The organism is Streptomyces venezuelae ATCC 10712 (assembly GCF_008639165.1).
Lineage (GTDB): Bacteria > Actinomycetota > Actinomycetes > Streptomycetales > Streptomycetaceae > Streptomyces > Streptomyces venezuelae.
Window position 1 is genome coordinate 1,822,755 of record NZ_CP029197.1, and the last position, 11,728, is coordinate 1,834,482.

The 11,728-nt window shown below is 72.4% G+C and carries 7 protein-coding genes and 1 pseudogene; 4 read left to right on the plus strand and 4 right to left on the minus strand.

Going from position 1 to position 11,728, the window contains the following annotated elements; all coding sequences use genetic code 11:
* Position 1 precedes the first annotated feature (1 nt).
* Entirely contained in the window at positions 2–142 is a 141-nt protein-coding gene (locus DEJ43_RS08060) for an SPW_0924 family protein (RefSeq protein ID WP_106433689.1), read from the minus strand.
* 169 nt (positions 143–311) lie between these two features.
* Positions 312–2,099, minus strand: coding sequence for a lytic transglycosylase domain-containing protein (locus DEJ43_RS08065; protein WP_015032833.1), 1,788 nt, complete (start codon positions 2,097–2,099; stop codon positions 312–314).
* A 240-nt stretch (positions 2,100–2,339) separates the two neighbouring features.
* Here DEJ43_RS08065 and DEJ43_RS08070 point away from each other — a divergent pair, with 240 nt between their 5' ends.
* The gene (locus tag DEJ43_RS08070; protein WP_015032834.1) at positions 2,340–3,260 is read left to right on the plus strand and encodes a DUF4184 family protein; all 921 of its coding nucleotides are present in this window, start codon (positions 2,340–2,342) and stop codon (positions 3,258–3,260) included.
* A gap of 208 nt (positions 3,261–3,468) precedes the next feature.
* Here the strand turns inward: DEJ43_RS08070 and DEJ43_RS38670 are convergent.
* A pseudogene (locus DEJ43_RS38670) lies at positions 3,469–4,113 on the minus strand (serine hydrolase); the annotation flags it as partial.
* A gap of 170 nt (positions 4,114–4,283) precedes the next feature.
* Entirely contained in the window at positions 4,284–6,995 is a 2,712-nt protein-coding gene (gene polA, locus DEJ43_RS08080; protein ID WP_041662241.1) for a DNA polymerase I, read from the minus strand.
* Positions 6,996–7,129: 134 nt separating this feature from the next.
* Between polA and DEJ43_RS08085 the strand changes: the two genes are divergently transcribed.
* The 3 genes from DEJ43_RS08085 to DEJ43_RS08095 all read left to right on the plus strand — a co-directional run bounded on the left by DEJ43_RS08085 (position 7,130) and on the right by DEJ43_RS08095 (position 11,705).
* Positions 7,130–9,412 carry an FdhF/YdeP family oxidoreductase gene (locus DEJ43_RS08085; protein WP_015032837.1) on the plus strand — a complete coding sequence of 761 codons (2,283 nt, stop codon included), beginning with the start codon at positions 7,130–7,132 and terminating at the stop codon, positions 9,410–9,412.
* Between the two features lie 75 nt (positions 9,413–9,487).
* The gene (locus DEJ43_RS08090) at positions 9,488–9,958 is read left to right on the plus strand and encodes a PaaI family thioesterase (protein WP_015032838.1); all 471 of its coding nucleotides are present in this window, start codon (positions 9,488–9,490) and stop codon (positions 9,956–9,958) included.
* 514 nt (positions 9,959–10,472) lie between these two features.
* Complete coding sequence (locus tag DEJ43_RS08095) at positions 10,473–11,705, plus strand: branched-chain amino acid ABC transporter substrate-binding protein (protein WP_015032839.1); 1,233 nt, start codon at positions 10,473–10,475, stop codon at positions 11,703–11,705.
* Positions 11,706–11,728 lie beyond the last annotated feature (23 nt).

The following is an 11,728-nucleotide window of genomic DNA, read 5'->3' on the forward strand; positions in this document are numbered from 1 at the left end:
CTTACTTCTTGGGGCCGGGATCGGCGGTCAGGAGGGGCTTGGGCGAGGTGGGCCCGTCGGGCGGCAGATCGACCACGGAGATCAGGAGGATGAAGAGGAGGACTGGGGCGAGTCCGATGGCGGCGGCGACGAGGGCGCGCATGGTCGGCCTCCCGGTGCGATCTGATGGGTCGTCAGGGCTGGGGCACCGTAGCAACGCGACCGCGAGATGAGAACACGTTGCACCGTCCTGCCCGGGGAACGCGAAGCGCCGCCCCTCGCCCGGCGGGGCGGAGGGGCGGCGCGGAGGGACGCGGCGCGGTGGCGCGGGGTCAGGCCGAGGGCGAGGGGGAGGCCTCGGGCGAGCCGCTGCCGGAAGGAGCCGGCTCCGGGGTCGTCGTGGCGGGCGCGGTGACCGTCAGCTTGATCTCGGCGCTGCCGCCGCCCGGCGCGGTCAGCCGCAGGACGTACTCTCCGGCCTTGTCGCCCGCGAGGAGCGCCGGCAGGGAGATCAGTCCGTTCTCGTCGGTGGTCAGGACGAGGGTGCGCAGGGCGTTGCCGGAGGCGTCCTTGAAGTACGGGCCTTCGGCGCTCGCCTCGGTGTCCGACGCGGAGGCCACGACCATGGCGGTGACCCGCACACCGGGGGCGAGTGCGCCCTTGTCGGTGGCCTTGACCTGCACGGGCTGGGCGAAGGTGGTGCCGGTGTCGGCCGACAGCGGGTCACCGCCGACCCGGGCCAGCTTGTCCGCCGGGCGTTCGGTGACGGTCGCGGTGAACTCGGCCGCGTCCAGGCCGCGGCCCACGACGGTGGCCTTGACGGTGAACGTCCCGGTCTTCTCGCCCGCCCGCAGGACGGGGGCGGCGGCGATGCCGGCCGAACCGGAGGTCACGGTGGCGGTCGTCGCGCCGCCGGCGAAGCGGGCGTCGGTGGTGCCGGTGATCTCGTAGCGGACGCTGACGCCGGCGACCGGCGCGCCCGCGGCGTCGAGGGCCGCGACCGAGGGCGACTTGGCGAAGTCGCGGCCGGTCGTCGCGGTCAGCTGCCCGGTGGAGACGGGGGCGAGCCGCGCGACCCGGGCGGCGGGCGGGACCGTCGGCGGCTTCGTCGGCGGGGTGACCGGGGGCTTGGACGGCTTCGTCGGCGGCGGGGTGACCTCCGAGGGGCCGCCCGGCTTCGAGGGGTTCGGCTTGGGCTGGCCCGTGCCGGACGGCTTGGGAGCGGGGGTCGTCGGAGCGGGCGGGAACGGCGAGCTGGGGCGGTTGCCCTGGCCGCGGCCGTCGCTGCGGTCGACGGGGAGGACACCGGTGCCGTCCGGGACCTGGTGGCTGCCGCGCCGGTAGAACTCGAACCAGGAGGTGACCGTGTTCAGGTACTCGGTCGAGCGGTTGTAGCTGAGGATCGCCCGGTCGAGGTCCGCCTTGAGCGCCAGGTTGCGGTCGTTGGCGCAGAGGTAGAGACCGGCTGCCTGCGCGGCGTCGTAGATGTTGTTCGGGTCCTTCTTCCCGTCGCTGTTCGCGTCCTGGCCCCAGGTGGCCCAGGTGGACGGGATGAACTGCATCGGGCCGACGGCGCGGTCGTGCGTGGTGTCGCCGTCGTAGGCACCGCGGTCGGTGTCGGAGATGTTGGCGAATCCGACGCCGTCGAGGACCGGGCCGAGGATCGGCTTGAGGGTCGTGCCGTTGGCGTCGACCGCTCCGCCGCGCGCCTGCCCGGACTCGACCTTGCCGATGCCGGCGAGCAGCTGCCAGGGAAGGTTGCAGCCGGGGTCGGTCGAGCGTATCGACTGCTCGGCGCGCTTGTAGGCGGCGAGCACCGACGCGGGTATGCCGGCCTCGGCGGGTCCGGTGATCACCGGCAGCTGGGTGGGCGCCCCGGGCTTGTTCGGCGTGTTCAGCGGCGGGAGGTCCGTGTAGTAGGGCGAATCGCCCGTGGCGGAGTCCTCGCCGGACGGCGACGCCGTGTCTCCGGCGCCGACGGCGCGGTCCCCTCCGGCGTTGTCCGTGGGCGGCGCCGTCGTCTCCGGCGCCTGCGAGGCGGCGAGCGCGGCGACCGCCGCCGCCACCACCGCACCGCTGGTGGCCCCCCTGCGCAGCCTGCGGCCCAAGTGCGCTGACATGTCCGTGGTCCCGTCCCTTCCCCCTCGACTGCGGTCCCGTGCTCCCCGCGCGAGACCTCTGGCGACCCTATGCCAACTCCGGCCCGCCAGGTACCGCGGCCTGACCGTGTTTCACGCTTTCGTCACCTCTCGGCCGCTTCCGGAACGGGGCGGCGGGAACCGGACGGCGGTGCGGGCGCCTCTTGGACAGCGGCCGATGATGGACTCCGGCCCTCGCCACCGGAACCTGGGGGAACACCGTTGCCGTTCACTCTGAGCCATGCCGCCGCCGTGCTCCCCGGGCTGCGCCGTGACGGGACCGCGCGCGGGCCGCTGGTCGCCTCCGGGCTCGTCGCGGGCTCCTTCGCCCCCGACATGACCTATTTCGCCGCGACGGCGTTCCCCGGGGCGATGACGTTCGGGGACGTCACCCACTCCCCCGTCGGGATCGTCACGGTCGACGTCCTGATCACCGGCTCGCTGGTGGCCCTGTGGCTGGTCGTGCGGGAGCCGCTCGTGGCGCTGCTGCCCGCCCGGTGGCGGGGCCGGGTGTACGGGCTCGTCCGGGGCCGGGCCTGGCGCGAGCGCCATCCCGCGCTCCTGGCCGGCTGGTTCGGGCTCTCCGCGGTCCTCGGCGCGACCACCCATGTGGTCTGGGACTCCTTCACCCACCTCGACCGCTGGGGCACCCGGGCGCTGCCGGTCCTCGGTGACGTCGTGGCCGGGTTCCCCTTCTATCTCTACGTGCAGTACGGGAGTTCGGCGCTGGCCCTGGGCCTGCTGGCGTGGTGCGCCGCGCGGGCGCTGCGCTCCTCGGCGCCCGGCGGGGAGCTGCCGGCCGGGGTGCGCGTGCCCGGTCGGCGCGGCCGGCTGCTCGCGGCCGGGCTGATCGGCGGCTGCGTCCTCGCCGGCGTCGCCCACCGGGTGCTGCGCTGGGCGGCGTACTGGGGCTGGGACCGGATCGAGACGCCGCTCGACGTCATTCCGACGGCCTGCTTCGGGGCCGGCGCGGGGCTCGCCGTCGGGCTCGTGCTGTACGGGACGGGGGTACGGCTCCGGGGGGCGTGGCCGGCTCCTGTGCCGGAGGCCCCGGCCGGTCCTCCCCCGCCCCCGGTGCCGGGAGCGGGGGAAGGGACGGGCCGGCCGGTTCCGTCGGAGCGCTCCCGTCGGGGATCTCGCTGATCTTCTCCGGCGGGGTGAAGCCGCGGGCCGCGGCGGCGCCGGAGAGTCTGCGGTGCACGGCGAGGGCGACTCCTTCCAGGGTGCGGACGCCGTACCGCATGGTGGGGTTGTCGTGGCTGAGGAGGGCGATCCGGTAGTCGACCGGGGGCGCGTCGGGCGCGGGCCGCGCGATGCCGATGCTGTGGACGCGCCAGGCGTGGGTGGCGCGGGGCAGCCAGCCGTTCTTGAGGTGCACCTTGACCGTACGGGGCGCGCCCGCGGTGACGCCCCAGGCCTGGTCGCGGACGACCTGGCCCATCAGGTCCATCGCCTGGGGGCGGCGTGACACCGCGGCGAGCAGGGCCAGTTGGTCGCGGGCGCTGGTGCGGGTGAGGCCCCAGTAGCGGTCGTGTCCGAGGACGGTGTCCCGGGCGCCCGCCTCGCGCAGCACCCGGTTCAGCCGGGCGCGGGAGAGGCCCTGCCACAGGTCGCTGGCGGCGGTGTTGTCGGAGCGGGTGATCATCGCCTTCATCCGCCGGGACTCCATGGCGGTGGGGGCCCGGCCGAGTTCTTCGGCGCGGCCGAGGACGGCCTGCATGATGAGGACCTTGGCGATGCTGGCGGAGTCGTACAGCTGGGCGTCGCCGAGCCGGCAGCGCAGGCCGCGCGCGGGATCGTGGAGGGCGAGGGAGACCTGGCCGTCGCGGGCCTTGAGGGCGGTGGTGATGTCCTCGGAGAGGCGGCCGGCGAGGGTGGGCTCCCGGGTGGAGGTGCAGAGGGCGGGGGCGCTGTGCGCTTCGGCGGGCCAGGCCGTGGCCGTGCCCAGGAGGGTGCCCAGCAGGGCCCAGGTGCGGAGGTGGGGGCGGGTGACCATGGGCCCAGTCTCTGGAGCCGGGCGCTCGGGGCGCGCCCTTACTGGTCCACCTGGCTCACCCCCGCCGTGCCCGGACCCCGCGCCGTGCCCGGACCCGCGCCGTGTGGTGCGGGTCCGGGCGGGGCGACGGCCCCGGGCGCTCCGGGGGCCCGGGGCCCGGGGGCCCGGGGTCAGTGCGCCGCCGAGTCCCAGTTCTGGCCGACGCCGACGGAGACGTCGAGGGGGGCGCGGAGGTCGGCTGCCGCCGACATCTGTGCGCGGACCAAGGTCTCGACCCGGTCCCGCTCGCCGGGGGCGAGTTCGAGGACGATTTCGTCGTGGACCTGGAGGAGCATCCGGGAGGCGAGGCCCGCTTCCGTCAGGGCCCGGTCGACGTTCAGCATGGCGACCTTGACGATGTCGGCGGCCGTGCCCTGGATCGGGGCGTTGAGCGCCATGCGCTCGGCGGCCTCGCGGCGCTGCCGGTTGTCGCTGTTGAGGTCGGGCAGGTAGCGGCGGCGGCCGAGCATGGTCTCGGTGTAGCCGGTGGCGCGGGCCTCGTCGACGACCCGGCGCAGGTAGTCGCGCACCCCGCCGAAGCGCTCGAAGTAGGTGTCCATCAGGCCGCGGGCCTCGCCCGGGTCGATGTTCAGCTGCTGGGAGAGCCCGAAGGCCGAGAGGCCGTAGGCCAGGCCGTACGACATGGCCTTGATCTTGCGGCGCATCTCGGCGTCGACGGCGGACCGCTCGACGCCGAAGACCTGGGAGGCGACGGTGGTGTGGAGGTCCTCACCGGAGGTGAAGGCCTCGATGAGGCCGGCGTCCTCGGAGAGGTGGGCCATGACGCGCAGCTCGATCTGGCTGTAGTCGGCGGTCATGAGGGCCTCGAAACCCTCGCCGACGACGAAGCCGTGCCGGATGGCCCGGCCCTCGTCCGTCCGTACCGGCACGTTCTGCAGGTTGGGGTCGGTGGAGGAGAGCCGGCCGGTGGCGGCGACGGTCTGGCTGAAAGTGGTGTGGATGCGACCGTCGGCGCCGATCGTCTTGATCAGGCCCTCGACGGTGGAGCGCAGCCGGGCCTGCTCGCGGTGGCGGAGCATGATCACGGGCAGCTCGTGCTCGGTCTGGGCGGCCAGCCAGGCGAGCGCGTCCGCGTCCGTCGTGTACCCGGTCTTGGTCTTCTTGGTCTTCGGCAGGTTCAGCTCGCCGAAGAAGACCTCCTGGAGCTGCTTGGGCGAGCCGAGGTTGAACTCGTGGCCGACGGAGGCGTGCGCCTCCTTCACGGCCTGCTGGACGGCCCCGGCGAACTGCTGCTCCATGGCCTCCAGGTGGTCGCGGTCGGCGGCGATGCCGTGCCGCTCCAGGCGGGCGAGGAGGGCGGAGGTGGGCAGCTCGACCTGGTGCAGGAGCTCGCGGGCGCCGACCTCGTCCAGCTTCTCCGCGAAGGCGTCGCCGAGGTCGAGGACGGCCCTCGCCTGGGTCATGAGGGCCTCGGCCTCGGCGGTGTCGTCGGCGCCGAAGGCGAGCTGGCCGTCGGCGGCGGCCGCGGGGGCGAGCTCGCGGTGGAGGTACTCGACGGAGAGCGCGTCGAGGGCGAAGGAGCGCCGGCCGGGCTTGACGAGGTAGGCGGCGAGGGCGGTGTCCATGGTGACGCCCGCGATGCTCCAGCCGTGCTCGGGGAAGACCCGCATCGCGCCCTTGGCGTTGTGCAGGACCTTCGGCCGGTCGGGGTCGGCGATCCACGCGGCCCAGGCCCGCTCGTCGGCCTCGTCGAGCGCGCTCGGTTCGAACCAGGCGGCGGCGCCTCCGGCGGCGGCGAGGGCGACCTCGCTCACGTTGCCCGTGCCGAGGGCCCAGCTGTCGACGGTGGCGACGCCGAGGGGCTCGGTGCCGTGCTCGGCGAGCCAGGGGGCGAGCTCGCCGGCGCCGAGGACGGTGCCGTCGATCTCGACGCCGGCCTGCGGGGCGGGGGCGGTGTCCTCGGCGGCGCCCGGGTCGACGGCGAGGAGCCGCTCGCGCAGCGAGGGGTTGCGGATCTCCAGGGTGTCGAGGACGAGGGCGACGGCCCCCCGGTCGTACGGCTCGCGGGCGAGGTCCGCGACGCCCTTCGGCAGCTCGACGTCCGTGACCATGGCGGTCAGGCGGCGGTTGAGCTTGACCGACTCCAGGTGGTCGCGGAAGTTCTGGCCGGCCTTGCCCTTGACCTCCTCGGCGCGCGCGACGAGCTCGTCGAAGGAGCCGAACTGGTTGATCCACTTGGCGGCGGTCTTCTCGCCGACGCCGGGGATGCCGGGGAGGTTGTCCGACGGGTCGCCGCGCAGGGCCGCGAAGTCGGGGTACTGCGAGGGCGTGAGGCCGTACTTCTCCTGGACCTTCTCCGGGGTGTAGTGGGTGACCTCGGAGACGCCCTTGGTCGGGTAGATCACGGTGGTGCGGTCGGAGACCAGCTGGAAGGAGTCCCGGTCGCCGGTGAAGATCCGGACGTCGAAGCCCTCGGCCTCGGCCTGGACGGTGAGGGTCGCGATGACGTCGTCGGCCTCGAAGCCGTCGACGGCGAAGCGCGGCACGTTCATCGCGTCCAGGAGCTCGCCGATCAGCTCGACCTGGCCCTTGAACTCGTCGGGGGTCTTCGAGCGGTTCGCCTTGTACTCCGGGAACTCCTCGGACCGCCAGGTCTTGCGGGACACGTCGAAGGCGACCGCGAAGTGCGTGGGCGCCTCGTCGCGCAGCGTGTTCGCCAGCATCGAGGCGAAGCCGTAGATCGCGTTCGTCGGCTGTCCGGTCGCGGTGGTGAAGTTCTCCGCGGGCAGCGCGAAGAACGCCCGGTACGCGAGCGAGTGCCCGTCCATGAGGAGCAGGCGGGGGCGGGTGTCTGCGGGGTTCTTCGATGCTGTCTCGGCCACATGACGATCCTGCCACGGACGACTGACAATCCCGTCCACCGTTCCCGTCCGCACCGGCGGGGTGCCGGGCTGTCGGTGCCGCGTGACAGGATCGGAGACGTACGCCACAGGTTCACCGCTCAAGGGAGAGCGCGATGGTCAGCAAGCCGCCGGTCGGCGACCCGGTCCAGGACGCACCGCAGGTCACGCCGCCGCAGCACGCCGCCGCCGGGCTGCCCGCCATCGGGCACACGCTGCGGATCGCCCAGGAGCAGATGGGGCTGCGGCGCACCGCGCGGACCCTGCTCAAGGTCAACCAGAAGGACGGCTTCGACTGCCCCGGCTGCGCCTGGCCCGAGGCGGACAAGCGGCACGTGGCGGAGTTCTGCGAGAACGGCGCGAAGGCGGTGGCCGAGGAGGCGACCCTGCGCCGGGTGACCCCCGAGTTCTTCGCCGCGCACCCGGTGGCGGACCTGGCGACGCGCAGCGGGTACTGGCTGGGCCAGCAGGGCCGGATCACGCAGCCGATGCTGCTGGCGGAGGACGGCGACCGGTACGAGCCGGTGAGCTGGGAGCGGGCCTTCGCGATCATCGCGGAGGAGCTCCGGGCGCTCGCCTCCCCCGACGAGGCGCTGTTCTACACCTCGGGGCGGACGAGCAACGAGGCGGCGTTCCTGCTTCAGCTCTTCGCCCGCGAGTTCGGCACGAACAACCTGCCGGACTGCTCCAACATGTGCCACGAATCCTCGGGCTCGGCCCTGACGGAGACCATCGGCATCGGCAAGGGCAGCGTCTCCCTGGAGGACCTGCACCGGGCGGACCTGATCATCGTCGCCGGGCAGAACCCGGGGACGAACCATCCGCGCATGCTCTCGGCCCTGGAGAAGGCCAAGGCGGGCGGCGCGCGGATCATCTCGGTCAATCCGCTGCCCGAGGCGGGCCTCGAGCGGTTCAAGAACCCGCAGACGCCGCAGGGCATGCTCCGGGGCGCCGCCCTGGGCGACCTCTTCCTTCAGATCAGGATCGGCGGCGACCAGGCCCTCTTCCGGCTCCTCAACAAGCTGGTCCTGGAGACGCCGGGCGCGGTCGACGAGGAGTTCGTCCGGGACCACACCCATGGGTACGAGGAGTTCGTGACGGCGGCCAAGGAGGCCGACTGGGACGAGACCCTGGCCGCGACCGGGCTCGGCCGTGCCGAGATCGAGCGGGCCCTGGAGATGGTGCTCGCCTCGGAGCGGACCGTCGTCTGCTGGGCGATGGGTCTCACCCAGCACAAGCACTCGGTGCCGACGATCCGTGAGGTCGTCAACTTCCTTCTCCTGCGCGGGAACATCGGCCGGCCGGGCGCGGGGGTGTGCCCGGTGCGCGGCCATTCGAACGTGCAGGGCGACCGCACGATGGGGATCTTCGAGCGTCCCGCGCCGGCCTTCCTCGACGCCCTGGACAAGGAGTTCGGGATCGTGTCGCCGCGCCACCACGGTTTCGACGTGGTCCGGTCGATCCAGGCGCTGCGCGACGGCGAGGCGAAGGTGTTCTTCGCGATGGGCGGGAACTTCGTGGGGGCGACGCCCGACACGGAGGTGACGGAGGCGGCGATGCGCCGGGCCCGGCTGACCGTCCACGTCTCGACGAAGCTGAACCGCTCGCACGCGGTGACGGGCACGCGCGCGCTGATCCTGCCGACGCTCGGCCGCACGGACAAGGACGTGCAGGCGAGCGGGAAGCAGTTCGTGACGGTCGAGGACTCGATGAGCCTGGTGCACGCCTCGCGGGGCAATCTGCCGCCGGCGAGCCCGCACCTGCTGTCGGAGCCGGCGATCGTGGCGCGGATGGCGCGGGCGGTCCTGGGCGACGGGTCGGCCACGCCCTGGGAGGAGTTCGAGGCGGACTACGCCGCGATCCGGGACCGCATCGCGCGTGTGGTGCCCGGCTTCCAGGACTTCAACGCCCGGCTGGCGGCGGACCCGGGCGGCTTCCGGCTGCCGCACGGTCCGCGGGACGAGCGCCGCTTCCCGACGGCGACGGGCAAGGCCAATTTCACGGCGGCGCCCGTGGAGTACCCGAAGGTGCCGGAGGGGCGGCTGCTGCTCCAGACCCTGCGCTCGCACGACCAGTACAACACCACGATCTACGGTCTCGACGACCGCTACCGGGGCATCAAGGGCGGCCGCAGGGTCGTCCTGGTCCATCCCCGGGACGCGGCGGCGGCCGGCTTCGAGGACGGGGCGTACGTGGATCTGGTGAGCGAGTGGACCGACGGCAGCGAGCGGCGGGCGCCCGGTTTCCGGCTGGTGCACTACCCGACGTCCCGGGGGTGCGCGGCGGCCTACTACCCGGAGACGAACGTCCTGGTGCCGCTGGAGTCGACGGCGGACGTCAGCAACACCCCCGCGAGCAAGTCCGTGATCGTCCGTCTGGAACAATCCCCCTCCGCCTAAGCGTTTGCTCAGGCAGCTCAGGAACACAGCAGTACGCAGCCACACCACGACGTACGCAGACGAACGGAGCCGGGCATGGGTGAGCAGCAGCACGTGAAGTTCCCGCAGGAGGTCATCGACGAGTACGCGGCGCTGGGCGTGGACCTCCCGGCCCTCTTCTCGGCCGGGCACCTGGGGAACCGGATGGGCGTCCAGATCCTGGAGGCCTCCGCCGAGCGGGTCGTCGGGGTCATGCCGGTGGAGGGCAACACCCAGCCGTACGGTCTGCTGCACGGCGGCGCGTCGGCGGTGCTGGCGGAGACGCTCGGCTCGGTCGGCTCGATGCTGCACGGCGGGGTGTCGAAGATCGCGGTGGGCGTCGACCTGAACTGCACGCACCACCGCGGGGTGCGCAGCGGCCTGGTGACGGGCGTGGCGACGCCGGTGCACCGCGGGCGGTCGACGGCCACGTACGAGATCGTGATCACCGACGAGCAGGACAAGCGGGTGTGCACGGCGCGGCTGACCTGTCTGCTGCGTGAGGTCGGCCCGAAGGACACCGTCTGACCAGCGCACGGGATCGGCGGAAGGGGGCGGCACCCACGGGGTGCCGCCCCCTTTCGCACACCGGCCGCCGTCACGCTGTGTCACATACACAAGGGGGTTGCGGAGCCGAACCGGAGGGGCCGGTTCGTCCGCTCAGCTTTCCGCCGCTGTCCGATATCCGGAGAGTCCGCTGAGCGGACCGTCAGTACCAAGAATCGCTCAAGCCCCTTAGCGGAACTGGGCGTTCTCACTATGTGAACACCGCGTTACGGCCCCCTATGCCCCGGTTTTCCCACCCGACGCGCACACTCTTTCCCCGTCGGCATAACAAGACAGTCACATCCTGTCCTCGCCGCTCCCCGACCCTCCCCACCTGCGCTTAGAGTCACCGCCAGTCACCGCGCCGCCGGGCGCGTCCTACTGCACGGCCCTGTACCAACCCAGTACGGCCCGGCGTCCACAACGGCACCCCTCGCTCCGCAGCTTCACGGCACCGCCTCATCCGAGGGGGCCGCGCCAGGGAAAGGACCCCTTCGTGCGAAACCGTTCGTTGCTCATACTCACCACCGCGGTCACCACGGGAGCGCTCACGCTCACCGCCTGTGGTTCGCGCGACGACAAGGGCGGCGCCGAGAACGGCGACAGCGGCAACGTCACCGTCACCATCGGTCTCGACGCGCCCCTCACGGGTGAGCTGTCCGCCCTCGGCCTCGGCATCAAGAACTCCGCCGACCTCGCGGTCAAGACGGCCAACAAGAAGTCCTACGTCAAGGGCGTCACCTTCAAGCTGGAGTCCCTGGACGACCAGGCGCAGCCCTCCTCGGGCCAGCAGAACGCCACCAAGTTCGTCGCCGACAAGACCGTCCTCGGCGTCGTCGGCCCGCTGAACTCCGGCGTCGCCGAGTCCATGCAGAAGGTCTTCGACGACGCGAAGCTGGTCCAGGTCTCCCCGGCCAACACCAACCCGTCGCTCAGCCAGGGCATCAACTGGAGCACCGGCGAGAAGAAGCGCGGCTACAAGTCGTACTTCCGCACCGCCACCACCGACGCCATCCAGGGCCCGTTCGCCGCCCAGTACGTCTTCAAGGAAGCCAAGAAGACCAAGGCGTTCATCATCGACGACAAGAAGACCTACGGCGCCGGCCTCGCGGGCACCTTCAAGGGCGAGTTCGAGAAGCTGGGCGGCAAGGTCGTCGGCACCCAGCACATCAACCCCGACACCAAGGACTTCAGCGCCGTCGCCACCCAGGTCAAGAGCTCCGGCGCCGACGTCGTCTACTACGGCGGCGAGTACCCGGCCGGCGGCCCGCTCGCCAAGCAGATCAAGGCGGCAGGCGCCAAGGTCACCGTCGTCGGCGGCGACGCGATCTTCAGCCCCGAGTACGTCAAGCTCGCCAGCCCGGCCGCGGCCGACGGCGACATCGCCACCTCCGTCGGCGCGCCCATCGAGTCCCTCCCCTCCGCCAAGGACTTCCTGGCCAACTACAAGGCCGAGAACTACAAGGAGGCCTACGAGGCCTACGGCGGCTACGCCTACGACTCGACCTGGGCGATCATCGAGGCCGTCAAGAAGGCCACCGAGGGCAACGGCGGCAAGGTCCCCGAGCGCGCCAAGGTCGTCGAGGCCATGCAGAGCGTCTCCTTCGAGGGCGTGACCGGCTCGGTCGCCTTCGACGAGTTCGGCGACACCACCAACAAGCAGCTGACCGTCTACAAGGTCGAGGGCGGCGCCTTCAAGCCGGTCAAGTCCGGCACCTTCGGCGGCTGACCAACCCCACCACTCAGCACCAC

Excerpts from the sequence above, each read along its gene's own strand:
- DEJ43_RS08090 (WP_015032838.1), top strand. The coding sequence starts at position 9,488 with ATGGGTGAGCAGCAGCACGTGAAGTTCCCGCAGGAGGTCATCGACGAG.
- DEJ43_RS08085 (WP_015032837.1), top strand. The coding sequence starts at position 7,130 with ATGGTCAGCAAGCCGCCGGTCGGCGACCCGGTCCAGGACGCACCGCAG.
- DEJ43_RS08065 (WP_015032833.1), bottom strand. The coding sequence starts at position 2,099 with ATGTCAGCGCACTTGGGCCGCAGGCTGCGCAGGGGGGCCACCAGCGGT.
- DEJ43_RS08060 (WP_106433689.1), bottom strand. The coding sequence starts at position 142 with ATGCGCGCCCTCGTCGCCGCCGCCATCGGACTCGCCCCAGTCCTCCTC.